The sequence below is a fragment of the Amycolatopsis sp. cmx-11-32 genome (assembly GCF_047608695.1).
GTDB lineage: Bacteria > Actinomycetota > Actinomycetes > Mycobacteriales > Pseudonocardiaceae > Amycolatopsis.
This window is the reverse complement of sequence record NZ_JADNQN010000010.1, coordinates 273,594-297,194: the sequence shown is the minus strand read 5'-3', so window position 1 is coordinate 297,194 and position 23,601 is coordinate 273,594. Positions and strand designations below refer to the sequence as shown.

27 protein-coding genes are annotated in these 23,601 nt (G+C 69.5%); 26 read left to right on the top strand and 1 reads right to left on the bottom strand.

The genetic code is table 11. The annotated features are described in order from the left end of the window. Nucleotides 1-701: 701 nt before the first annotated feature. Nucleotides 702-980: a DUF6355 family natural product biosynthesis protein gene (locus ACM6LR_RS28255; protein ID WP_414944895.1), complete on the top strand. Its 279-nt coding sequence runs from the start codon at nucleotides 702-704 to the stop codon at nucleotides 978-980. Nucleotides 981-1,339: 359 nt separating this feature from the next. Here the strand turns inward: ACM6LR_RS28255 and ACM6LR_RS28250 are convergent, their stop codons facing one another. Continuing rightward, on the bottom strand, nucleotides 1,340-1,990 hold the full coding sequence (locus tag ACM6LR_RS28250; protein ID WP_414944894.1) for a prepilin peptidase: 651 nt from the start codon (nucleotides 1,988-1,990) through the stop codon (nucleotides 1,340-1,342). A 222-nt stretch (nucleotides 1,991-2,212) separates the two neighbouring features. Between ACM6LR_RS28250 and ACM6LR_RS28245 the strand changes: the two genes are divergently transcribed. The 25 genes from ACM6LR_RS28245 to ACM6LR_RS28125 all read left to right on the top strand — a co-directional run bounded on the left by ACM6LR_RS28245 (nucleotide 2,213) and on the right by ACM6LR_RS28125 (nucleotide 23,595). Next, nucleotides 2,213-2,782: a hypothetical protein gene (locus ACM6LR_RS28245; protein ID WP_414944893.1), complete on the top strand. Its 570-nt coding sequence runs from the start codon at nucleotides 2,213-2,215 to the stop codon at nucleotides 2,780-2,782. A 278-nt stretch (nucleotides 2,783-3,060) separates the two neighbouring features. Then, nucleotides 3,061-3,789: a hypothetical protein gene (locus ACM6LR_RS28240; protein ID WP_414944892.1), complete on the top strand. Its 729-nt coding sequence runs from the start codon at nucleotides 3,061-3,063 to the stop codon at nucleotides 3,787-3,789. A 124-nt stretch (nucleotides 3,790-3,913) separates the two neighbouring features. Next, nucleotides 3,914-4,621 carry an SAF domain-containing protein gene (locus ACM6LR_RS28235; protein ID WP_414944891.1) on the top strand — a complete coding sequence of 236 codons (708 nt, stop codon included), beginning with the start codon at nucleotides 3,914-3,916 and terminating at the stop codon, nucleotides 4,619-4,621. A gap of 38 nt (nucleotides 4,622-4,659) precedes the next feature. After that, a complete protein-coding gene (locus ACM6LR_RS28230) occupies nucleotides 4,660-5,550 on the top strand; it encodes a MinD/ParA family ATP-binding protein (RefSeq protein ID WP_414944890.1) in 891 nt (296 codons plus the stop codon). Next, nucleotides 5,547-6,923, top strand: a complete 1,377-nt coding sequence (locus ACM6LR_RS28225) for a CpaF family protein (RefSeq protein ID WP_414944889.1) — start codon at nucleotides 5,547-5,549, stop codon at nucleotides 6,921-6,923. The genes ACM6LR_RS28230 and ACM6LR_RS28225 overlap by 4 nt, the downstream gene beginning before the upstream one ends. Further along, the gene (locus ACM6LR_RS28220) at nucleotides 6,920-7,849 is read left to right on the top strand and encodes a type II secretion system F family protein (RefSeq protein WP_414944888.1); all 930 of its coding nucleotides are present in this window, start codon (nucleotides 6,920-6,922) and stop codon (nucleotides 7,847-7,849) included. Before ACM6LR_RS28225 ends, ACM6LR_RS28220 begins: the two co-directional genes overlap by 4 nt. Continuing rightward, complete coding sequence (locus ACM6LR_RS28215) at nucleotides 7,846-8,736, top strand: type II secretion system F family protein (protein ID WP_414944887.1); 891 nt, start codon at nucleotides 7,846-7,848, stop codon at nucleotides 8,734-8,736. Before ACM6LR_RS28220 ends, ACM6LR_RS28215 begins: the two co-directional genes overlap by 4 nt. Before the next feature lie 119 nt (nucleotides 8,737-8,855). Then, on the top strand, nucleotides 8,856-9,035 hold the full coding sequence (locus ACM6LR_RS28210; RefSeq protein WP_414944886.1) for a hypothetical protein: 180 nt from the start codon (nucleotides 8,856-8,858) through the stop codon (nucleotides 9,033-9,035). Between the two features lie 2 nt (nucleotides 9,036-9,037). Then, nucleotides 9,038-9,487, top strand: a complete 450-nt coding sequence (locus ACM6LR_RS28205; protein WP_414944885.1) for a TadE/TadG family type IV pilus assembly protein — start codon at nucleotides 9,038-9,040, stop codon at nucleotides 9,485-9,487. 52 nt (nucleotides 9,488-9,539) lie between these two features. Continuing rightward, nucleotides 9,540-10,475 (top strand): hypothetical protein, encoded by a 936-nt coding sequence (locus ACM6LR_RS28200; protein WP_414944884.1) that lies wholly within the window; start codon nucleotides 9,540-9,542, stop codon nucleotides 10,473-10,475. Further along, nucleotides 10,472-10,948, top strand: a complete 477-nt coding sequence (locus ACM6LR_RS28195) for a TadE/TadG family type IV pilus assembly protein (protein WP_414944883.1) — start codon at nucleotides 10,472-10,474, stop codon at nucleotides 10,946-10,948. Before ACM6LR_RS28200 ends, ACM6LR_RS28195 begins: the two co-directional genes overlap by 4 nt. Before the next feature lie 56 nt (nucleotides 10,949-11,004). Further along, nucleotides 11,005-11,394: a hypothetical protein gene (locus ACM6LR_RS28190; RefSeq protein WP_414944882.1), complete on the top strand. Its 390-nt coding sequence runs from the start codon at nucleotides 11,005-11,007 to the stop codon at nucleotides 11,392-11,394. A 59-nt stretch (nucleotides 11,395-11,453) separates the two neighbouring features. Then, nucleotides 11,454-11,912, top strand: coding sequence for a hypothetical protein (locus tag ACM6LR_RS28185; RefSeq protein ID WP_414944881.1), 459 nt, complete (start codon nucleotides 11,454-11,456; stop codon nucleotides 11,910-11,912). After that, nucleotides 11,909-14,995 (top strand): BTAD domain-containing putative transcriptional regulator, encoded by a 3,087-nt coding sequence (locus ACM6LR_RS28180; RefSeq protein WP_414944880.1) that lies wholly within the window; start codon nucleotides 11,909-11,911, stop codon nucleotides 14,993-14,995. The genes ACM6LR_RS28185 and ACM6LR_RS28180 overlap by 4 nt, the downstream gene beginning before the upstream one ends. 991 nt (nucleotides 14,996-15,986) lie before the next feature. Continuing rightward, nucleotides 15,987-16,259 (top strand): hypothetical protein, encoded by a 273-nt coding sequence (locus tag ACM6LR_RS28175; RefSeq protein WP_414944879.1) that lies wholly within the window; start codon nucleotides 15,987-15,989, stop codon nucleotides 16,257-16,259. Nucleotides 16,260-16,342: 83 nt separating this feature from the next. Beyond that, nucleotides 16,343-16,630, top strand: a complete 288-nt coding sequence (locus ACM6LR_RS28170; protein WP_414944878.1) for a hypothetical protein — start codon at nucleotides 16,343-16,345, stop codon at nucleotides 16,628-16,630. Nucleotides 16,631-16,665: 35 nt separating this feature from the next. Continuing rightward, nucleotides 16,666-17,856 (top strand): AAA family ATPase, encoded by a 1,191-nt coding sequence (locus tag ACM6LR_RS28165; protein ID WP_414944877.1) that lies wholly within the window; start codon nucleotides 16,666-16,668, stop codon nucleotides 17,854-17,856. Between the two features lie 42 nt (nucleotides 17,857-17,898). Then, nucleotides 17,899-19,653 carry a VWA domain-containing protein gene (locus ACM6LR_RS28160; RefSeq protein WP_414944876.1) on the top strand — a complete coding sequence of 585 codons (1,755 nt, stop codon included), beginning with the start codon at nucleotides 17,899-17,901 and terminating at the stop codon, nucleotides 19,651-19,653. A 51-nt stretch (nucleotides 19,654-19,704) separates the two neighbouring features. Further along, entirely contained in the window at nucleotides 19,705-19,938 is a 234-nt protein-coding gene (locus ACM6LR_RS28155; RefSeq protein WP_414944875.1) for a hypothetical protein, read from the top strand. Nucleotides 19,939-20,009: 71 nt separating this feature from the next. Further along, a complete protein-coding gene (locus ACM6LR_RS28150; RefSeq protein ID WP_414944874.1) occupies nucleotides 20,010-20,261 on the top strand; it encodes a hypothetical protein in 252 nt (83 codons plus the stop codon). Beyond that, nucleotides 20,261-21,118 (top strand): hypothetical protein, encoded by an 858-nt coding sequence (locus tag ACM6LR_RS28145; RefSeq protein WP_414944873.1) that lies wholly within the window; start codon nucleotides 20,261-20,263, stop codon nucleotides 21,116-21,118. Before ACM6LR_RS28150 ends, ACM6LR_RS28145 begins: the two co-directional genes overlap by 1 nt. Before the next feature lie 73 nt (nucleotides 21,119-21,191). Then, entirely contained in the window at nucleotides 21,192-21,890 is a 699-nt protein-coding gene (locus ACM6LR_RS28140; RefSeq protein ID WP_414944872.1) for a hypothetical protein, read from the top strand. Further along, entirely contained in the window at nucleotides 21,887-22,795 is a 909-nt protein-coding gene (locus ACM6LR_RS28135; protein ID WP_414944871.1) for a hypothetical protein, read from the top strand. Before ACM6LR_RS28140 ends, ACM6LR_RS28135 begins: the two co-directional genes overlap by 4 nt. Before the next feature lie 39 nt (nucleotides 22,796-22,834). After that, nucleotides 22,835-23,314 carry a hypothetical protein gene (locus tag ACM6LR_RS28130; RefSeq protein WP_414944870.1) on the top strand — a complete coding sequence of 160 codons (480 nt, stop codon included), beginning with the start codon at nucleotides 22,835-22,837 and terminating at the stop codon, nucleotides 23,312-23,314. A gap of 62 nt (nucleotides 23,315-23,376) precedes the next feature. After that, nucleotides 23,377-23,595, top strand: a complete 219-nt coding sequence (locus ACM6LR_RS28125) for a hypothetical protein (protein ID WP_414944869.1) — start codon at nucleotides 23,377-23,379, stop codon at nucleotides 23,593-23,595. Nucleotides 23,596-23,601 lie beyond the last annotated feature (6 nt).

Sequence of the window (23,601 nt, the reverse complement as noted above, 5' to 3'; positions counted from 1 at the left end):
GCAGCCTTGCCGCACGACATCCCGGACTCTCTACCGGGGAGATATCTGGCCGTCTACGGGGAACCCGGTGGCCATCAGCGGGGCCTTATCTGGCCGCCTATGGGGAGTATTCACTGGCCACGGACATTCGCGCGCGCGCCGCGTTGCGCGATAGGCCTGAGTGGGCGGCTAAGAATGCGCCCGCTGATCCAATTCGGCCCTTGATTTCGTGGGCGCGATAAAGCATCCGCAACCACGGTTGAACGCGATGGCTGTCCTGTCGTGCAGCTATGCTGACACGTGCACTCTAATTCATAAATCTGACCTTCAGTGTGAGCCCAGCCAGGATAGATCTGGCTGGGCTCACTGGTTTCGACGCTGCATGCCTCGTTGTCTCCTTGTTTCTGGGCGTAGTCAAGACTAATGGAAACCGTTTTCGTCTTGACAGGGTCAGGACAAGATCAACACAGAATCGGCACAACGTTGTGCTCGCCAGACGGGTTCCCGCTCGTCTCGCGACGATGGATAGTGAATAGCAGAACAACGCAACCTGCCGCAGATCGCAATTTCATCGATCTCGTGGATTGCCAGTGGCTCGTTGTTCGACTATTCACTTCCATTACTCTTAAGGGGTTGAGGATATGATTGGAACTTCGCGGACTCGTGCGGTCCGATACGGTCTGGCAGGAGCGGTCGCCGCACTCGCGGTCGCGGGATCAGGTGTGACGGCAAACATCGCCACCGCAACGGAAACAGTGGCTCGCGGTCCCGTCACCGTCAGCGAGGGATGTGGCTATCTCGGCTGGGGAAAGTACCGGCACTGCGACGGCGGTACCGGGTCCACGGTGATGCTGGACGTCGAGGATTTCTGGGGCAGTATTTTCCACTACTGCGTTGGGCCCGGCACGACCAATCTCCAGCCGGTCATCAAGTGGCGGGTGATTGGTGCCTGGTGGAACGGAGGTACACGCTGCATCCCGGGTTATTACGGCCCCGCGTGATCGAGACTCGCCAGAGTCGTCATCGCTGACCCGGTACTTGCTGATCGGCGGTGGCTCTGGCGCTCCGGGGAGGTCTGCGCCCCGGACGCGGCGTGGCGGGAGTCCAAGCTCTCCGCCCCAGTTTGGCCCGTCACGCCGCACCCCAACTAACCGCCGACAACAAGTGCTCCGTCGTTGTCATCGGGGGACCGGCGGAAGCCGCCGGGGTGGCGCCCCTCCCCTCAAGCGCCACCCCGGCGACCCCGCAGGCGGACTAAGTCAGCCGGTAGGACGGTCCCGCTACGAGCGTTGTCAGGAAGTAGGGAAGAACGATGACGAGCCAGGTATCCAAGGAGTCGCATCACACGGCGACAGGCGTTCTATACGTTTGCCAGCACCATGACCAGCGCGCCCGCCAGGAGACATGGCCCGAAAGGCACCATTGTGGCGCCGTCTTCATCACGGCGTCGGACGCCGGGCGCAGCGACCATCACCAACGCGAGCAGCGAGGCCGTCAGCAGCGCTCCAGCGACCTGGACCCAGCCGATCCAACCGGTCACCAGACCGACCACGGCGGCGGCGCTGACGTCGCCGGCACCGACACCCCCGCCGGTGGCCACGGCAAGGATCAGGAACAGCCCACCACCTGTGCCGAGTGCGGCAAGCGCTCGAACACCCGAGGCGGGGTCGTGACGGACCAAGCACAGCACCACGAACCCCAGCGTGGCACCGGCAAGCTGCGGCCACAGCAATGCCCGGGGCAGCCGGTGTTCGCACCAGTCGATTACCGCCAAGGGAACCGCCAGCACAGCCACGAACCCATAGACGGCGAGTTCGCCGCGGGCTTCGACACGCCAGCCCAGCAACCCCAGTGCGGCGGCCGTGAGCATCCCGCCAAACCACCATGCCTCGGCCAGTGGCCGCTGCTGTCGCAGGAACCGGCGCGTGAGACCGCTCGCCGCCGCACCGAGCACCAGGCCAGCGGCAGCGCAGCCACTCCACCACCACCAGCTGCTCGTCGTCAGCTGCACGAGTCCTCCACCCCTTACAGAATCACCTTGTACGCCATCGTGCCCGCCCGGTCTTCCGATCGACCGGCTCTCAAACCAACGGGTGAACTTCATGCGAGAGCTGCTGCCCGGAGCGCCATCACCACGAAAGTCGGTTTTGAGGTGAACCCGCTGCAGTGGAGCGTCACGGCGGTGTGGCTCGCCCACGCTGACCTGCGACCGTCGACGACACGGGGGACTCTAATGATCCACTACCGCAGCACCCGCCTCGCCCTGACTGTCCTTGCCGCCGCGGCCGGGCTTGGCTTGAGCGCCTGCAGCCCAGACAACATCGCAACTCCGGCTTCCACGACGCCGGCACCGCCACTCGCCCCCAGCACCACAGCCGCCTCGCCCGCCGACATCGCCAAACAGAAGGCCACTGCCGCCTATCTGGGCATGTGGAGCGACATGGCCGAAGCCGCGACGACCTCGGACTGGCAATCGCCGAAATTGGTCCAGAACGCAACAGCTGAAGCGCTGTCGAAGATCTCTCGTGGCTTGTATGCCGACCACTACAACGGACTCGTCACCAAGGGGAAGCCGGAGAACGCCCCCACGGTTAAATCCGTCGAACCCGCCGACAATCCGACCACGGTGAACATTGTGGACTGCGGCGATGACAGCCGCTGGATCAAGTACCGTGCGGATGACGGCCAGCCGGCCAACGACGGCCCGGGAGGGCGTCGGCACATCAACGCCATGGCAAAAAAGGCGGTCGATGGGTCCTGGAAAATCACCGACTTCGCGATTCAGGACGTAGGAACATGTTAGGGAGAACGGTTACAACCACCGGCCTCGCCTTCGCGTTGTTCCTCTGCGCGACAACACCAGCTTTAGCCGGCGGCTGGGGCAGTGTCGACTGCAGCAACGATCCCTCGCCTTACTGTGACCTCAACGCAGGGCGCGGCGGCGGGCACCCCGCCCCGCGACCGGGTCCAGCCCCGAAACCTGGTGCGCCGAAATCGCAGGCTGGGGGCCAGGGCACGGCCCCGCCACCGCAAGGCGATCGAATCGTCGGCGGCAACAGCAACCAAGCTGATTGCTCGTACGTGCGCAGTAACTACCAGCCACCGGCGAACGGTGTGCAGACGGTCCGCTTCCACCGACACCGCTGGGGTTCTGGTGCGGTGCAGTTCGTGTCGCTGGCCCGTTCGCGGCCCCAAGATGTGGTGCTGGCGCAAGGTCCAGGTCCGGGCGGCGCGTGGTACGTCTATCAGTGTTTCGGTCAGGGGCAGCGGGACGCGCTCTACCGGGCGCCGGTGTGGATTCCCGATGGTCAGGCACCAGGTGCCGCGCCGCTGCCCTCGCCAGAAGAGTTGGCCGAGCAGGCGCGGTCGCAGCTGCGGTTGCCGAGCCCGGTGATTGGCTCAAGTCCGGCAGGAACCCAGCTGGTGCAGCTGCCGACGTGGTTGTGGTTGGACCGGGCGATGTGGCGGCCGCGGTCGGCGACGGCTTCGGTTCCCGGGGTGTCAGTCACCGCGACCGCGACCCCGACCTCGGTGTCCTGGGCAATGGGCGATGGCAGCACCGTGGCCTGCGCTGGGCCGGGCACACCGTTCCCCGCCCACGGTGATCCGCGGGCGGCGTCCCCCGATTGCGGCCACACCTACCAGCGTTCGTCGGCCGGTGCGCCGGGCGAGCGGTTTCCTGCCGTGGCGACGGTCTCGTGGCGGATCACGTGGTCGGGTGCCGGGGCGTCGGGCACGTTCCCGGACATGACCACCAGCGCAGCGGCGTCCTCCCGGGTCGCCGAAGCTCAAGCCTTGGGCACCGGATAACCCGGACGACGTCCCCAACTGAATCAGCAGTTTCCCTTTTCTTTTCCTGACCGTGTATTCGCGGCCTCATCTTCTGGCCGGGTGAATACGTGGTGCGGGTGAGCTATGCCTGGAGGGGTTTCTCGTGACCAGTACTGACAGTTCCGCGCGCGGCGACAGCGCGACCGGTGAAGCCCGGCCGGTGCCGTGGCTGGATTCCTCGGGGTCGCCGTCGAGGTCGGCTGCGCGCAGGGGGCGGCGCCGGTTGCCGCATCTGGTGGCGGGGGTGCTGCTGGTGGTGCTGTGTGTCGGTGGCGGGGTGTGGTGGACGACCAGCACCCAGGACCGGGTTCCGGTGCTGGCGCTGGCGAAGCCGGTCCCGCTCGGGCACGTACTGACGCCCGCGGACCTGCGCAGCATCGACATGGCCGCCGCGCCGGGCGTAGCACTGATTCCGGCTGATCGGGCAGCGAGTGTGCTGGGACGGCCGATGGCGACCAGCCTCGGCGCGGGAACGCTGCTGACGCCGGACGCGGTGGGCGCTGCCGCGCTCCCCGCAGTGGGCCGAGCGGTGGTCGCGGTCGCCGTGAAGCCGGGGCAGGCACCGCCCGAGCTGGCCGCCGGTACCCCGGTGACCGTCGTCGTGACCGCCGCCACCGCGGCAGGAACCTCGGCCACCGGACAAGCACCGGGAATGTCCTGGCGTGCCACGGTGGTCGGGGTCACCCCAGCAGGCACGGATCAGACCACCGTGGTGTCGCTGGATCTCGACACGAGCGGGGCGTCACAGCTGGCTCAGGTTCCGGCCGGGCAGTTGGCGTTGGTGATGCAACCGGCGGGCGGTGAGCGGTGATGCTGATCGCCTTGTGCTCGGTAAAAGGCTCGCCGGGCGTGACCACTTTGGCCGTCGCGCTGGCCATGACGTGGCCGCGCGCCGAGAGCACGTGCCGTCTGGTCGCCGAGGTCGACCCGTCCGGGGGTGATCTGGCGATGCGGTTCGGCCTGCCGGCCGCCCCAGGGCTGGTGAGCCTCGCCGCCGCGGCACGCCGCACCCGTGATCCCGCGGTGGTGTGGGACCACACCCAGGCGCTGCCCGGCGGCGCCCGCGCGCTGGTGGCCCCGCCGGGTGGTACGCACGCGCGTGCCGCGCTGTCGACCCTGGCCACGGCCCCGGACGGGCCGCTGCTGCCCGTCGTAGCCCGCGACCCGAGTGTGGTGGTGTTCGCGGATTGCGGGCGGGTGGATCCGGGATCACCGGCCGAGGCGATCGCGCGCCGCGCCGATGTTCTGGTGTTGGTGACTGGCACCCAAGGCGACGACCTCGCCCACGTCGCGGTGCGGCTGGGGGAGCTGGCGCGCTGGACGCCACGTCCCGGCTTGCTGCTGACCGGTGATGGTTATCCGACCACCGATGTGGAGCGTGAGCTGGGGGTGCCCGCGATCGGGCGTCTCCCGTACGACCCGGTCGCTGCCGCGACCGTGACCGGTCACCGGCCGCCACCGGCCCGCCGGCGCGGCAACAGCGGTGGCCTTGCCCGCCACGCGGCCGCTCTTGCCCGCACCCTGGCCGAACCTGCCGCCCCAGCCGGGCCGCCGTTTGCGAGCACTCCAGCCGGTGTGCCAGGAGTGCCTGCCCAGCAGGTGCGCCAGCCCGGCGGCGTCATCATCGCGCCCGGACACGGACCTCACTCGTCGTTCCCGGCGTCCACGCCGCCGCAGGTGAGTGATCCGCGGCGCAACGGCCATCAGCCCAGCACTGCCGGGAAGGAACCACTCGCATGACTCAGACCGATCACCCCGCAGCGCCTCCCGCCGCGACCGGTTCGGAGGATGCCGAGCAGCGGTTGCGCGCCCGGCTCCGGCAGGCGTTGGCCACGGACCTGCCCGGCCGGGTCGAGACCGTGTCCCGCGCGATCGGCGGTGCGTTGAGCGTGGCGCGGCGTCGCGAGATCGGCCGCGAGGTCCTCGACACAGCGGTCGCCGCACACAGTGAGGCCGAACTCCTGGCCGGGCGTGCCCTGGTGGATTCGGCTAGGGAGCAGCGGGTCGTCGACCAGGTTCTGGATGAGGTGTTCGGCTTGGGCGGTCTGCAGCCTCTGCTGGCGGATCGGTCGGTGGAGACGATCGCGGTCAACCGTTACGACCGGGTGTTCGTGCAGTACAACGACGGCCGCCGTGCCCAGGTGGCGCCGGTGGCGGCGTCGAACCTCGAACTCACCGACCTGATCCGCGGCCTCGCCGCGCGGGCGTCGTCGGAGGAGCGCAGGTTCGATCGCGGCAGTCCGGCGCTGAATCTTCAGCTGCCCGGCGGCGAGCGGCTTTTCGCTGTCCTTGGTTTGACGGCGGGTGGGGTGACGGCGTGCACGATCCGCCGGCACGGCTACCTCACCGCCACCCTTCCGCAGTTACGTCGCCGCGGCACTCTCGACATCGGTCTGGAGCGGTTCTTGCGCGCGATGGTGCGGGCGCGGAAGAACGTGCTGATCACCGGCGGCACCGGCGCAGGGAAGACCACGCTCCTGCGGGGCCTGGCGGCGGAGATGGACCCGCTGGAGCGGATCGTCACGGTCGAGGACGCCTTCGAACTCGGTCTCGACCGGGATCCCGAGCTGCACGCCGATGTCACCGCCCTGCAGGCCCGCGAACCCAACGTCGAGGGCGAGGGTGCAATCGATCAGGCGGAGCTGGTCCGTTGGGGCCTGCGGATGTCGCCGGACCGGGTCATCGTCGGCGAGATCCGCGGGTCTGAGGTCATTCCGATGTGCAACGCCATGTCGCAGGGCAATGACGGCTCCATGGCCACCCTCCATGCCAGTAGTTCGAAGATCGCGTTCACCCGGCTGGCCTCCTATGCCGCCCAGGGCCCGGAGCGGCTCCCGCTCGAAGCCACCGCGCTGCTTGTCGCGTCTGCGGTGCATTTCGTGGTTCACCTCGACCGAGCCGTCGACCGGACGACGCGGGTGATCGCCTCGATCCGGGAGGTGATCGACGCCGAGGACGGGGCGGTGATCTCCAACGAGGTCTACCGCCGCGGCCCGGACCGCCGCGCCGTCCCGGTGGCCGGCGCCCTGCGTGCCGACACCCTCGACGACCTTGTCGCCGCCGGATTCGACCCCGACCTGCTGGCCCGTCCGGAGGGGTGGTGGACGCCATGAACATCGACACCACCACCATGCTCGCCGCCGCGCTCGGCTTGGGTGCCGCCGTCGGCCTGCTGCTGATCGCGACCTCCTGGCGCCGAACCCCTGTGGTGTCAGCGCCTTCGCGGCGTACCGGCCTGGGTCGTGCAGTCCGTGGCCAGGCCGGGGACCGGCAGGCGCTGCTGCGTGTGGTCGTGGCGGTCGGCGCGGGCGTGCTGACCGGGACGGCGACGGGGTGGGTGGTCGGCGCGGTGCTGGCCACGGCGGCGGTGTGGTTCCTGCCCCGGCTGGTCGGCCCGGACCGCGCTCAACAGCGACGGGTCGCGAGGATCGAGGCGATCGCGTCGTGGACGGAGATGCTGCGTGACGTCCTCTCCGCCGCGGCGGGGCTCGAGCAAGCCATCCTCGCCACCGCCCCGCTCGCGCCCGCGGCCATCCGCGGCGAGGTCACCATCCTCGCCGCGAGGCTGGAAAGCGGGCAACGTCTGGCGCCGGCCCTGCGCACGCTGGCGCGCGAGCTGGACGACCCGACCGCGGACCTCGTCCTCGCCGCCCTCGTGCTCGCGGCCGAGCACCAGGCCCGCCAGCTCGGCGACCTGCTCGGCTCCCTGGCCACCACCGCCCGCGAACAGGCCGCGATGCGCATGCGCGTGGAGACCGGCCGCGCCCGGACCCGAACCTCGGTACGGGTCATCGTCGCCACCACGCTCGTATTTGCCGCCGGGGTCGTGGTGTTCAACCGCGCCTACCTCGACGTCTACAACACCGCCACCGGCCAGATCGTCCTGCTGCTCATCGCGAGCTTGTTCGCGGCCGGGTTCGCCTGGCTCGCCCGGATCGCCACCAGCGGAGAACCGACCAGGGGGCTCGCCCTGGACACCCCGGAGACCACCGGAGCGCGAGACCGCGACGCGACCGCTGGCGGAGGTGAGCGCTCATGATTCCCGCTCTGCTGTTCGGCGCAGGTGCTGGTGCCGGTCTGTGGCTGCTTCTGACCTGGGCCTTTCCGCCGCGCCCAGCCCTGAGCGACCAACTCTCCCGGATCGCTCGAGGGCAGGCCACGCCGATCCTCCTCGCCGCAGACGACGCCTGGGTGCGTACCTGGGGCAGGATCTTCGTTCCTTGCCTGCGGATGCTCGGCCTGCCCGGCGCGAAGACCGAGGCCGATCTGCGGGTCACCGGCCGCGGTGTCGATACCCATCTGGCGTCGAAAGCTGTGCTCGCCGTAGCCGGGCTACTGGCGCCGTGGCTGTTGCAGGCGCTACTGGCTCTGGTCGGGTTGTCGTTGGCGGCGGAGGTGCCGTTGCTGGCCGGGCTCGCGCTCGCCGCGCTCGGCTTCGTGACCCCGGACCTCGAGGTGCGGGCGAAGGCCATCCGGTTGCGGCGCGAGTTCCGCGACGCGCTCTCCGCGTTCCTCGACCTCGTCTGGATCACCCTCGCCGGGGGTGCCGGGGTCGAGGCCGCCCTTGTCGACGCCGCGGCCGTCGGGACAGGGCCGGCGTTCGACAAGATCCGCCGCGCACTGCACGCCGCGCAGCTGACCCGCACCACCCCCTGGGTCACGCTGCGCCGGCTCGGCGAGGAACTCGACATCACCGAACTCGCCGAACTCGCCGCGTCGATCTCCCTGGCCGGCACCGAAGGAGCCCGTGTCCGCGCGTCCCTGGCGGCGAAAGCCCAAGCGCTGCGGACTTATCAGGTCACCGATGCCGAGACCGAGGCTCAGGCCGCGACCGAACGCATGGCCCTGCCGGTGACGTTGCTGTTCCTCGGATTCTTGGGATTCATCGCCTATCCCGCTGTCATCCAGGTCCTCAACGGGCTCTAGGAAGTTTATGAGTTCACGATTTCAGAAGATTGGATACCACAATGCTCCCGACCTCTGCCGATAAATACGTTGCACGGCAACAGAAAAAAGGACGAGTTATGTCGCAATACGCTCGTGCGATGTGGACGGTGACGCGGACGAGGATCGCGTTGCTGCGGGCCGATCCTGAACGCGGCGAGATCACCACGACCGTCATCGTCACCGCCCTGATGGCCATCGCCGCGATCGCGATCATCGCGATCATCACAGCGAAGCTGGTAGCGAAGGCGAATTCGATCACTCTCGGGCTCGGCGGTTGACCATGCTCACCCGAGCTGCCTCGCCGCTGCGTGCCCAGAGTCTGGCCGGGCGCATCCAGCGCACGGTGTCCGGTGACCGCGGCGAGGTCACCGTCGAACTGGTCATCGCCATGCCACTGTTGCTGCTGATGTTGCTGGCGATCATCCAGTTCGCCGTGTGGTCACACGCCACCCACGTCGCCCAGGCCGCCGCGTCCCAGGCCCTGGCCGCGGCACGGACCCAGGACGGCACCGCCGGTGCCGGGCACGCCGCGGGGCAGCGACTGCTCGACGATCTCGCCGCCGGGCCACTGCGCGACCCACGGCTCACCGTCGCCCGCGACGCGACCTCGGTGTCGGTGAGCATTCGTGGCGAGGCCGCCGCGGTCCTGCCCGGCGTGCACCTGCACGTGCACGCCGAAACCGTCGGCGAGGTCGAACTCTTCCTGCCCGATATCGGCGGCTCCCGCTGAGATTTCCGTGTCCCGAAGCCAAGTTCTGGTGCTTGACTGAAAGGAGGAACCGATGCGTCACCACGACTCGTCTGGCGCGGTATCGCCGGTACTCGACGGCGTGTTCCCAGATGGGCAGGACACCGTGCTGCTCAGTCCCGCCATGACCGCGCGCCGATGGCGGCGCAGGCAAGCCCTCACTGCCCTCCGTCTGATGACTGTCCTCAAAGGACTTTCTTGTGCGGGTGCGGCCGTTCTCGCTTCGGTGGTTGGGCATGGCTTCGGCGAGAAACTCGCTCTCGCCGTCGCGGCCATGACCCTGGTCCTGGCCGGCTGGCGCGTTGCGAGCCGCCTGATCGCCGACGGCCGCGACCACTACGACGGCGTCCCCCAAACCCGGGTTCCACGCGGGGAAGGCTTCCGCAGCCGGGATTTCGCCGATCTGGGTGCGTCGTCCTTACCGCTGGTTCAGGAGTTGCTGTCGGGAGTGGATGAGCTGCACCGGACTCCCGCGCGTGCCTGGATCGACCCTGGTTTGCCGGGTGAAGCCCATCGGGTGGTGTGGCAGGCCCTGTGCTGCCTGGACCGTAGCCGGGACGCGCGGGCGCTCGCCGACGAACTCGCGTCCGATCCGGACGCCGGCGACGACCTGGCCAGCGCGGCGCGTCGGGCGGTCGACGAGATCGACGACAGCCTGGACGAGGTCGCCCGGCACGTGCGCGGCTGCCTGGTGCTCGCCCGCGCCTGGGAAGCGAAACTGCGGCGACAGGACCTCGCTGCCCGGACCAGGCGCACCCTGGCAGCTCTACCCGGCCACGACCGGATCCGGGGCCTGTCTCGGGACGCTGAAGCGTTGCCGCAGAACGTGTTCGCACACGTCACGGCCGCCCGTGACATCACCCGGGCCGGGGAGTTCCCGTGGGAACGCCCACGATCCACGTGGCCGCGGCCGCCCCTGTTCCCACTCTGCCCGGGACCGGACTCGCCGACGACACAGGACCGGTCGTGACCAGGCACCTGAGCCGCCGCCAGTCGAGGGTGTGGTCGCGGGAGTGGTGGGCCACCGAGGGCGGATCGGTGACTGCGGAGGCCGTGCTGCTGACACCGCTGATGGTCGCGCTGCTGGTGTTCCTGGCCGTGGTGATTCATCGCGGTGTCGACGCCCGGCTGCGGCTCGACGACGCCGCGCACCAGGCCGCCCGCGCCGCCACCCTGCACCGCAGCACAGCCGCCGCCATCGCCGCCGCACGCGGCACCGCCGGCGCCGCGCTCGCCCAGGCGGGACTGGTGTGCCGCGACGTCACCACCACCCTGTCGGGCACGCTGGCGCCTGCCGGAGCGGTGACCGTCACCGTGCGCTGCACCGTCGACTTCGGCCAAGCCCTCCTGCTCGGCGTACCCGGCGGAAAAACCCTGGCCTCCACCGCCAGCGAAGTCGTCGACCATCACCGATCCTGGTCCGGCCCCTGGACTACACCGTGACCCGCCGACACCTCCCTCCCAGGTGGAGGACGTGGTGGTGCGCCGAGGAAGGCCGAGTGACCGCGTTCGTGCTCGCGCTGCTGATCGGGCTGCTCGCCCTGGCCGGCCTGAGCCTGGACGGCGGCCTCGCCCTGGCGAGCAAGGTCCGCGCCGGCGGGCAGGCCGAGTCCGCGGCCCGCGCCGGCGCGCAAGCCCTCGACCTCGCCACCTACCGCGCCACCGGCACGGTCCGGATCGATCCGGTCCGAGCGCGTGACCTCGCCCAGCAATATCTGGCGAGCATCGGCGCCACCGGCACGGTGCAGGTCGCCGGAGACGTCGTGACGGTCGAGGTCACCGCTGCCTACCGAACCCAGCTGCTCTCGCTGGTCGGCATCAACGACATCCACACCCACGGACGGGGCGCCGCCCATCCACAGCGCGGGGTCAGCTCCGTGGAGCCATGACCACACCCCGCCGCTCGCCTACTGCAGGGCAGCGGTCGTTATCGAGGAAGGAGAACAGAATGGCGACGATTGAAGAGATCGAACGCCGCGTCGCAGAGGCCGATTCCGCCCGCAGCGCCAAGCGATCCGCTACGGCACAGCAGATTGGCGAACTCGCGCAGCACCGAGCCGTCATCGCGAAGAACCTCAGCGACATCGAGCGAGAACTCGGCGACGTCCTCGCCGCGGCTGGCGACGTCATCAACGTCGACGAACTGGCGCGGTTCACTGACGTCGCGGCCGCTGACCTCACCCGATGGCTGACCGCCCGGACGTCGCCCCGCACCACCACCACCACCAAGCGCAAGCGGCCGCCCGCCAACGGGAAGAACGACACCCGCACGAAGAGCGACGCGGGTCAGCGACCGTCCCTGGTGAGAGCACCGACGGACGGGCAGGCGTCCACGTCGCACGCAGTCGGCACCACATCTCGCGCTGGTGCGGACGCACCTGTCGGTGTCGCCGTGGCGGGGACATGACGGCGCATCCTGCGCACCGCAACCCGGCGCGGCCACCAGACACGCACCACCGCATCAGGTGGGTGGTCGCGGCCGTTCTCCGGTTCGTCGGACGTGTGGTGCGCGGCGTACTCGCGTCGGTCGTCCTGCTCACTCTGGCGATCGGCCTGCCTTGGGCCTTGGTGCGCTTCGTCGGCTGGCCGCTGCCTGATCACTTGCCCGGCACCGACGAGCTGAGCGCGGTGCTGCTGCAGCCCATGTCCAGCGGGTTCCTGCTGGATGCGTTGGCGTGTCTGGCCTGGCTGCTGTGGTTCTTCTTCACCCTCGATGCCTTCGCCTGCCTGGTCGAGGTCGCCCGCGGCGCTCACTGGTCCGAGCTGGGCGAGCACAACGGCCCGCTGCGTCGCGTGGTGGCGGTGCTCCTCGGCGCGATCCTGATCGCCGTCCTCGGCCGTACCGCCACCGCCGCGCCCGCGGCCACGACCGGCGGGCTCACGGCCGAAGGTCGCGGCCAGACCGTGGCCACCGCTCCCGCCTGGCACACCCCGGCCTCCTTAGCTGGGAACACGCCCGCATCCCGGGCGGTGGGCGGAGATGGTCAGGCACGAGTCGCCCCTGCGGTGGCAGCCGGGGACGACACGCCACCCGGGATGGAAAGGGCGCACCTGCCCGAGAACGGAGTGCACGACTCGTTGTGGCGTATCGCTGACCGCTGCTTGGGCGATGGGGACCGCTGGCCCGAGATCTGGGCGCTCAACGCGGGCAGCATCCAGCCAAGCGGGCGAGTCCTGACCAACCCGCACCTCATTTACCCCGGTGACCTGTTCCGGCTGCCCGAAACCTGCAGCCCCCAACCAGACCAGCACACCGAACCACCCCCTCCTCCCGCCACGCCGCCGCCTACTCCCCCGGTGTCTGTGTCCCCGGCGCCGCCCTCGATCACCGAGGACCACACTCCGGCATCCCGCACGCCCGCCACACCGGCGGCGACTAGCCAGCCGGACTCTTCCGGAGAACGAGTGGATCGGCCCGGCAGCGTGTCCTGGGGCAACGAGCTGTTCGTCAGCCTGGGCTTGGCCGCGGCGGCCAGCGCCGCCTTCGTGCTCGTGCGGCGCCGCCGCAACGCCCACTACCGGCCAGGCAGCGGGACACGGGGAGACGACCTGCCCGTCGCCCCGGTGGTCTACCAGCTACGCCTCGCGCACCTGCAGGCTCGGCACCACGACGACGACCTCAGCCTGGACACCGAGACCGAGGAGCCCGACCTCACCGCGGGCGCTCCCGTCAACGAGGACGACCGTGGCAAGCGGCCTCTGGCATCCCGCCGGACCGGCTCGCGGTCGGTACGGGTGCTCCCGCCTGGCCAGCGGCAGATCCTCAGCAGCCGGAGGCCGGAAGCGACACCCGGGCGGCGGACGATTGTGGCGCCGGAGATCTCCCTCAACGACGCCACCGCCCCGGACACCGAAGTGTCGGGGGCCGCCGGCGGGCAGACACTGGCGCTCGACCTCGCCCGCGCGCAGGGTCTCGGCCTAGTCGGGCCCGGCGGTTACGCCGCGGCCCGCGCCCTGATCCTCACGATACTCACCGGGGGCGCCGAGGTCACCGTACTGATTCCCGCAGGCGACCTCGTCCGTTTGCTCGGCATCCCGGTCCGGCCTGAGGACCTTCCCCGCACGGTGCGGGTGGTCGACGACCTGACCACCGCCCTCGACCTGCTCGAGCCCGCCGCCGCGCCAGAGGCGGCCCCACCCGCGGCCCCGCAGGTGCTGATCGCCAGCCCGCCGGCCGGTACGGATGATCGGGCCCGGCTGCAGGGGCTTCTGGACAACGGCGGCCAGGCTGGTGTGACGGCGGTGCTGCTGGGCCAATGGCAGCCCGGCGTCTCCGCCTACGTCACCAGCACCGGGATCATCTCCGCCACCAATCCTGGCCTCGGCGAGCCCCTACGCGGCACACGGGCGTTCACCCTTCCCGACACCGCCACCCGCGACCTGCTCGCCCTCCTCCGCGACGCCGAACCCGTGCCTCGACAACGTCGCCCCGAGCCTCACCGTGAGGCGGAACCGCCCAGCACCCCGGCCTCCACGTCGCCGGCGCACGATGCGGAGCCTGCGCCGGGCACAGACAGCGGCGACAGCCTCGAAATCACCAGCGGCCCCGTCCCTGCCGACACACAGGCGGCACCCACGCTCTCACCCGAAGTGGAACCAGAGCCTGTCACCAAGCCTCCGGACGCGCCGTTCGCCGACTCGGCGCACAGCCACGGGCCGGGCGCGGAGACCGCGCCGATCGTGTTCTCGATCTTCGGCGCCCCCGCGCTGTACTGGCGGCCCGATCCCGCCCAGCCTGAGCTATTGCACGAGATCTCAGACCGTTTCTCCCGGCGTCTGCTGGAACTGCTGGTGTTCCTGGCCGTCCATCCTGATGGGGTGTCCAGGGACGCGCTCGTCGACGCCCTGTGGCGCGAGCACACCCCGCAGCGGCCGGCCGGTGTGCTGCGCACCATCCTCTCCCGGATCCGCAGCGCGATCGGCGACATCACCGCGGGCGCGGTCAGCGAGCTCGTCCTTGTCGAGCACAGCCAGTACCGCCTCGATCCTGCCCTCGTCGAGATCGACTACCGCGGCTTCGCCGACGCGGTCGCCCGCCGCCGGGCCGCGACCACCGACACCGACCGGCTGGCGGCCTACGAGGAGATCGTCACCCGCTACGGCGGACTGCTGGCCGACGGGCTGGACGCCGACTGGCTCCCCGCCGCGCGGGAGGCCACCCGCCGCGACGCCCTGGACGCTGTCGCGGCCCTGGCCCGCGCCCGCGTGCACACCGACCCCGACTACACGCTCGATCTGCTGGAAACCGCGCGCGCGTTCGACCCGCACAACGAGCTGCTCTACCGCGACATCATGCGCCTGCAACACACCGTGGGCCGCCACGAAGCCATCTCCCGCACCGTGACGCTGCTGCAGACCCGGCTGGCCGAAGTCGACACCACTCCCACCCCGGAGACCACCGAGCTCGCACGGCGGCTACGCGCCCGCCACACCGGGATCTCCGACACCGGCACCACCGGCGCGGAATCCGATGACCCGCCCCATACCTGACCGGGGAGCCGCAACTCCGGGAAAAGGCACTCCATTGCCCACAATGGAGAATAGTGAAATACCTCGACGCTCCACGGGCCCTTTGCCGCCGACGATGCTAGCGTCGATGACGACGACGAAACCCTTGCGGCAAAAGAAAAGTATCTCCGTGCGCACGCGCTACCTTACCGCCCGCCCTATTCACCTGACGATGCACGACGAGTCCTTGACCTATTGCGAGGCAAGGGAAACGTCATCTACGGACGGTCAGCGAGAAACGGAGTCAACGCGAGGGACGAGTGCGCCGTCGGCGAACGCGGATTCACGCGCACCGCGGCGTACGCAGGCAGCAGCGCGGCGAAACCGAGTCACGCGACGCGCTCGCCCCTCTGTGTCATGCCCTGGCCGAGTACACGCAGCGACCGTGTCCGTGGCTGGAGGCGCGGAGCGTGTCTGCCAGTGGCGGGGCCGATACCCGGGCCGATACACCTCGTCGTCCGGTATCCGCTTAAGCCGGATCCCCCCATGCCCCGCGTTTGCGCAGCGTATCCCTGGCACAAGGGGATCCAATGGTGTCCCAGACACGCTTGACACCAAGCAGGTAATCACATCGGGCCGGGCAGCAGTGTCTGACGTATCGAACTCGATTCACCCTGCCCTCACCTTTGATGACACCTCACCTTATCGTGTTCTCGTCTCTCTATTATTGAATTCACTACTGAATTCCTATTTCATTCGCGGCCCCGCCTGTCCGCCCTCAACCTCCGACTCCACCCCGATCGGCGCCGGACCTGCGGAAACCGTTCGCGAAACGCCGAGAATACGGATTCCGAACGGACGGTATGTAAAACCGCGAAAATTCCCGCGAATTCGTCCCGAAAACCTATTGCGCGGCGCCCGGGTCAGAGTTACGTTTGTTGCGTCACCGGGAAAACCGGAAAACAAATCGAAATACCAAACCCGGCGCGAGCTATGCCTATAGCGCCACAAATCCCGAAACGGAGAAGCCGTGATGACAACCGCGAACGCAACCACAGACGAGGTGATTGCCTACCTGACCGGACACGGTTTCGCGCCGCACAGAAAGGGTTCCGGCTTGTGGGTCTCGTTCGACTACGTCCATGCCACCGGGAACGCCCGGGTCGCGGTGACGGACGCCGGAGCGGCGTGTTTCGACGTGTACGCGTTCACCCGCGACGGGTACCGGTTGCAGGCATGGCGGGTACAGCTCACCGGTGCACCGTTGGCCGTGGTCGCCGCAACCGTTACCGCCGCGATCGATTGACTCACCGCCCGCCACATTGTCGTAATTGAGTTACCGCCGGGGAAACCGGAAACAACAACCGAATACCATGCCCGGCGCGAGCCGTGTCCGATGAACGGGAGCCGATGATGTGCCACGTTAACGGTTATTGCATTGTCAACCATGACAACGGAATGAGTTCCGTGTATTGCCACTGTGGCTGGTCGGTAACGCGCGATACCCCCAGCGCGGTGGACCGCGACCTAGCACGCCACCACGCGGAACAGTCTCGGAACACCGACGTCGTCATCGCGCCTGCCCGTCCGGGGCGGCGCTGGAGCAACCGCGAAATAGACCAGGCGATCGCGCGCATTCGCGCCGTCAAGCCCGACGCCACCGCCGCCCTCGACTGACCCCGCCCACGCTGGATCGAAAGGACCCACCCGCGATGACCACGCCAGCCACGCCGACGACCGCCCCGGCGGCATCCGGTACGACCGCCGCCCCGGTGGGCGGGCGGTTGCCCAACGGCGAACTCCGCCGACAGGTAGCGCAAGCCCTGACCGATCGGGCGGGCACCGAACTGACCCCGCGCACCATCGCCGCCGCACTCGGCGGGAAATCGTCGGGCGCGATCGGCAACGCGCTCGCGGCGCTCACCGCCGGGGGCTACGCCGAACAAACCTCGGACAAACCGATCCGCTACCGGTCGACCCCGACCACACCCGACGCCGCCGCCGCGCCCGTGGTGGTCCCGTCCGGCACACCCCGCCGCCCGCGCACTCCCCGTCCGACACCGCCGCCCGCCACGACCACACCCGCCGCCCCCACGGGTCCGGCCGTGACCGGTCCGGTAGCGCGCCCGAACGGGCAGCTCTACCACCCGCGCACACTGTCCGGGCTGCCCGACGTGACCGCGTTGCGCACGTTGCGCGACGCCGGGGTCCCCGCCCTGATGTACGGGCCACCCGGCACCGGGAAAACCAGTGTGATCGAGGCCGCGTTCGGTGACCTGGTGACCATTCAGGGCGACGGCGACACCACGGTCGCCGACATCGTGGGCGAGTACACCCAAACCCCCGACGGGAAATTCGTGTTCGTACACGGCCCGCTGGTCCGCGCGATGCGCGAAGGCCGGACCCTGTTCATCGACGACGCCACCCTCATCCCGCCGACCGTGCTCGCCGTGGTCTACCCCGCGATGGACGGCCGCCGCCAAATCATGATCAAGGCCAACGGTGGCGAAACCATCGACGCCGCAACGGGTTTCTACGTGGTGGCCGGACACAACCCCGGCGTGCACGGCGCGGTGCTGTCGGACGCATTGGCATCGCGGTTTTCCGTGCAGATCCAGGTGACGACCGACTACGACCTCGCCACCCAACTCAAGATCGACAAACGCGCCGTCACCGTGGCACGCAACCTCGCCACCCGACAGGCCAACGGCGAGATCCGGTGGGCACCGCAACTGCGCGAACTGCTGGCATTCCAGCAAGTCGCCGACGCATGGAACCCCGATGCCGCCGCCGGGAACCTGATCAGCATCGCGCCGGAAGAGGACCGCGACATCGTGGCCGCCGCCGTCAAAACCGTCTTCGGGAAAAACGTTGCCCCACTGGCACTCGGCGCCCGTATCTGACCCACCGCCCACGCCCGAACCGTCCGGAAAGGACACACCGCGATGACCGCGCACATGATCGCCGACCCCGACGCCACCGCGTCGGCGGTGTTCCCCGCCGCCCCCGGATGGGACACGTTCTCGGCCGCATTGACCGCTGAGGTCCCCGTGATCGCCGACCGGGACGACCTGCTGGTCACCATCGCACCCGGTGCCGGACACGGGGCTGCGGCCTGTTTCCTGCCCTCCAGCGCCCGGATCGAAATCGACGGCACGCACCTGCACCCCGTCGACCCCGCCACCGCCACACCGCACCGGATCCGCGACCGCGCACGCTACGCCCCCCTGTGGGGCGCGCTGGTCCACGAATGCGCGCACAGCAAACACAGCCGATGGCACGCCGCCGCGCCCTACGACACCGACCCCGCCGTACTCGCCGCCGCCATGCTGCTGGAAGAGCCCCGCATCGAACGCGCCCAGATCCGCCGCCGCCCCGACGACCGGCACTGGCTGCGCGCATGCGTGACGACCATCGTCACGGGCGGCATGACACTGGACGACCCAGCCTTCGCCCCGAAAATGACCCCCTACGACGCCGCACACACCGCCGCACTGTTCCTGGCACGCACCGACGGCGGCATCCTTACCCGCACCGAAACCGCCCCCGTCGCACGCGCGGTGGAAACGGTGCTCGGCGCGGAGAAACTCGCCCAATTGCGGGCGGTGTGGCGCGCGGCGTTCCTGGTCGCCGACGACGACACCGACGCCATGCTGGACCTCGGCCGTAAGTGGTGCGACATCATCGGGCCCGACCCCGACACCACACCGCCGCACCTGTCCGACCCCGCCGCCGATTCGTCGGGCACGTGGACGCCGTCGCCGATGGCGGACGCGATCGGCGAGACAGTGCGCAAGGTGGCGCGCGCGGTCGCGCGGGCGAAGCTGCCCGAGGACCCCGCCGACATCGCCGCACGGGAGAAAGCCGCCGCCGCCGACGCCCGCGTCACAGCGGAGAAGGCCGCCAAGAAGGTGTTCGCCGCCGCCCCCGGTCATTTCCGTGACGGCGACACCGGGATCAGCGGCACCCGCACACCCACCGCCGCCGAACGTACCGCCGCGCGCGTGCTGTCGCGCGCGTTGACCACCGCCGGGGTCCGTGACCGGGTCGCGACGAAGACGACCTCGCCCATCCCACCCGGACGCCTTCGGATGCGCGGCGTGCTGGCACGCGAGGCACAACGCGCCGCCGGGGCGATCCCCACCGCCGAACCCTTCACCCGCACCACCCGCAAACCCGTACCCGCCCCGCCGCTACGGCTGGGCATCGCGTGCGACGTGTCCGGGTCCATGGGCAGCTTCGCGAAACCGGTCGCCTCGACCGCGTGGATTCTCGCCAACGCCGCCGCGCAAACCCCGGTACCCGCCGACACCGCCACCGTGATCTTCGGCAGCCACGTCCGCCCGATCACCCGCCCCGGCACCACACCCACCGCCGTGACCGAGTTCGACGCGCGGGACGACTGGGAAGCCATCGACACCGCGATCGACGCCCTCGACGGCGCCCTCGGGCTGTCCCAGCCCGGTGCCGCACGGCTCCTGGTGATCGTGTCCGACGGGTACGTACCCGACACGTTGCGACGCAACGCCCAACGGCTGCTCGATCGATTGCGCGCCACCGGATGCGCCGTGTTGTGGCTCGCCCCGAACGACGACGACGAACCGCTGACCGGGGCGACCGTGCACGTGATGACCGACCCCACCGCCACCGCGCAAGCCATCGGCCGCGCCGCCACCAGCGCACTACGCGCCATCCACTGAACCCGCACCCGGAACCCATGACCCGCCGTCCGTCCACAAAGGAGTCCTCGCATGATCACCAACGCCGCCAACAGGATCGCCGACCGGGTGCCACAGCTCACCCTGGACGAACTCCGGGCAGTGTTCCTCGCCGCTGTCCGATGCCTGGACGAGGAAGCGGGCGAGGAAATCGACGTCGCGGGCGACGACTACGCCGGACCTGCAGTCACCGGCTTGAACACCCTGGCCGAAACGCTCGGTGTTCCCGGCATCACGCCCGGCGATGCCCCTTGCGTCGAGCTGTAGTCCGAGCCGCCCCTACGTCCACACCATCGGCACGGATTCCGCCACCCAACCTGACCTGGAGATGACTACCGATGACCGACACCACCATCGCGACCGTGGGCGAACTGATCGCCGCACTCGACCGATACGACCCGGCGACCCCGGTCCGACTTGCCACAGAACCGCACTCCCCGCTGGAAAATCTTCTCGCGCGAATCGCGTGCACCCCGGACAACGCCGAGTCCCGTCCCGCGCGCACCGACCTGCCCGTGGTGTGGCCTGGCGCGGGTGACGAGGTCGGGTACCTGCCCGCACAGGCCGCCAACGCGCTGGGGTGGTCGTGATGGCCACCAACCACCTCGACCCCGCCACGACCACCGGGCACGGCTTTCCGGCCGAGACAGTGCTGCTCGCCCCCGCACCGCCGTCAGCCGTTCCCTTGCGCCCGCCCGCCGGGGCGTGGGGGCTGGTCGTCGTAGCGGTACGGACCACCGACCCTGCCGCAGCTCCAGTGCGGCGCACCGGGCACACGCCGACCCCAGAGCCCGCCCGCCCCGACACGGCCGACCTGTTCGCAGGGGTGTGGCTGCCCGCGAAACCACCCGCACACGTTCACACCGGGGATGTCGTGGTGCGCTTAAGGCCTCCCTACACCAGTTCCCCGCGCAACCCCGACGACCCGACACTGGCCGACGTCATCATCCTCGCCGCCGTCGAGGGCGAATGGCGCACGATACGCACCTGGGCACGGTCAATGGGTGCGGGCTGGCCGCACGAGGCCGCGATGCCGGTGCTGTATCAGATGCGCTGTCTCGCCGACACTGCCTTCAACGACGCCCAGTGGGCGACGCTGACCGGGCTGATCGCCGCCTCGTTCCCTCCAGGACTCGTCCCTGCTGGCCTCGTCGGCGAGTCCGCGGCCTCGCCCGACGGGCGCCCTCGCGCACCCGATGCCCTCGCCCAGCTGATCAAGGCCGGGCTGGTGCAGGTGGGCGAGCAGCTGGTGTGGAACGGGCACACCGCCACCGTCCAGGAGGGCGGTGTCCTGCACGCCGACGGAGCACACGAGTTCGACGTCTCCACCGTCACCGCGCTCGCGACCAGCCTCGCGGGCTACACCGTCAACGGCTGGCACCTCTGGCGGCGCGCCCACGACAACCGCTCCTTGTCGGATCTCCGCACCGCACTCGCCACCCACTGAACCAGTCCGCCGCTATCGACGCCTAGCCCGAAAGCGCACCAAGTAACACGAAACGACGAACGGAACCTGGACAATGACGCCGAACCCTTCCATCACAGCGCCCGACACGGCCCTCGCCGTCGCCCCGGCACCACGCGTCACCAAATACGACCGAGTGGCCCTCGACGCGATCCACGTCGCCACCGCGCTACCGGGCAAGTGGACGGTCGGCCGTGGCCGCAACCCCGACGAGGCCGCCGATGTCCTGTGTTTGACCACCGGTGTCCGCATCGGGTTCAGGCCACGGCGAGGGCCGGGCGCGTGGCGCTACGACCTGGTACCCGGGGACGTTCCGCGAGACCTTCAGGACGTCTTCGTGTGGCAGCACCGGGACGCGGAGCCTTCCCCGCGCAGCTTTGCCGTCGGTACCCCGGCCACCGAAGTCGCGACCCACATCCACAAACACCTCATCCCGGCCTTCCACCAGCGCCTCGCTCGCGCCCGGATCGCCCGACGTGAACGAGACGAGACCCACGCACGACAGCACGAAGCGCGCCGCCAGATCGCCGACCAGCTGGAAAGCCTGATATCTCCGGCAACCGGAGACACCCCGCGCTTTCCCAGGCCCGTTCGCATCTACTGCCTGAGCGACGACCTCATGAGCATCGATCTGACCATGCCGATCGACGACGCGATCGCCCGCGCCCCCGCACTCGCACAGGCCCTCGGCATCCGGGCCGATGAGACCACCACCACACCGCCCGCCCCGACGGAATCCCAGGAGAAGAAATGACCTCGATGAACACCACCGTCACGCGCCTGCATCCCGGTGATCTGTACGAGTCTTCCCACACCGAGGTCTTCGTCGGCACTGGCCCGGCCGCCCTGTTCTGCGGCTATCTCGGATCCGCGTGGCCAAACAGGGTCCCCGACCCCACGACCGTCGCCCTCCTTCCCGTCGGCCGGGAATTCCTGACCGCCGCCACCGAACCCGACTTCCGAACCGCGCTGGACAACCTGGTCGAAGCGTGGCCGCTGTGCGGGTTCGGGATAGCGGAATCCGGCTACGACGACGAGCTCGCCACGCTGGACAAATGGTGGCGCACGGACCTCTACGTCGGCGGCGCCTACACCTTCGACGGCGGCCGTGTCCTGTACCTGCCCGACGGCCGCCCGCACACCGACAACACCGAAAACGACTGGCAGAGCATCACTCTCGCCTCCGGACGGCCCACCACTCGCGGGACCACTCTCGCCGGGCACGCCTGCGCTGCCTTCGACCGGGCCCGGCATCAGGACCCCGAATTCGGCCTCCGTCCCCACGACGTCAAGCGCGCCACCTTTCGCCGCAACCTGGTTCGCGACGTGACTGAGGCGTTCGGGGTCACGAAGGCTGCGGTGACGGTCACCGACGATCCCGACCGGGAACACGGCGGATGGCGCTGGTTTCGCGTCACCATCACCGACGACGGCACCGACTACCGGTTCACCTGCTTCAGCGGCAAAGTGGACGACCTGCGCGTCCTCGGGCCATGCCCGGAGTGCCGCGGCGAGGTACCGCTGATCGCGGCCGACGAACCTGCGGCCCTCGGCCGCGTCCTCGACGCGCGGGCCAGTGGACACCCCGTGCCGTGCCCGCCCGGACTGACGCGCGGCGTCGGGCACACGCCCGCATGCCCGATCCGCGAGGACCTCTGACCCATCTCACACAACCCGCCACATAGGAAGGACCCCGCGATGGTCACGCGCACCGACTTCTACCTCGGCACCGGACCGACGGCGCACTGGCTCGGTTCGCTGCAGTTCGCCTGCCACCCCGACAACCTCCTCAAAGATCCCCACGGACGCGCCGCGCTGACCGCGAGACAGCCCTCGGCCTACCGGACGGCGGTGAAGGACCTGCTGATGATGTGGGCCGTCGGCGGCCTCGGCGCCGCGCACGAGCCCCGCAACGGATGGCCATGGGACTGGGACACCAGTCACCGCAACGACTGGATCATCACCCACCTCGACGGCGCCGCGCACATGACCGGGGGCGGCGGCGACCGCTGGCACCGGCTCGACCCCGACGACCCGCGCCCACCGTTGCGGTGCGGCCCACCGGACTTCGCGAGATGGCTGCGCAACCCCGCCGCGCCACCCGCGATCCCGCTCCCGACACACCGCCCACCCGCCACCACCGTGACCGATCCCCGGCCCCTCTGGCAACAACCCTGAACACCTCGACCCGTTGACCGACTGCTAGTCCCCGCACCACAACCTAATTCGAGGAGAAACCCATGCAAGACAGGAAGAAACTTCTCCTGTGGACCGTGCTCGCCATGATCCTGCCAGGACCGTGGACCCCGGTGATCGTGCTCGCCTACCTCCTCGACCGCGCCACTGAACGCGACCAGGACACCCCGCGCCACGACGAGACACCACCGCACCCGCCACCTGACCCGTACGCCTGCGGCCCAGCGCCAGCCAACCGGAATCCCTACGCACCAACACGATAAGGAGGA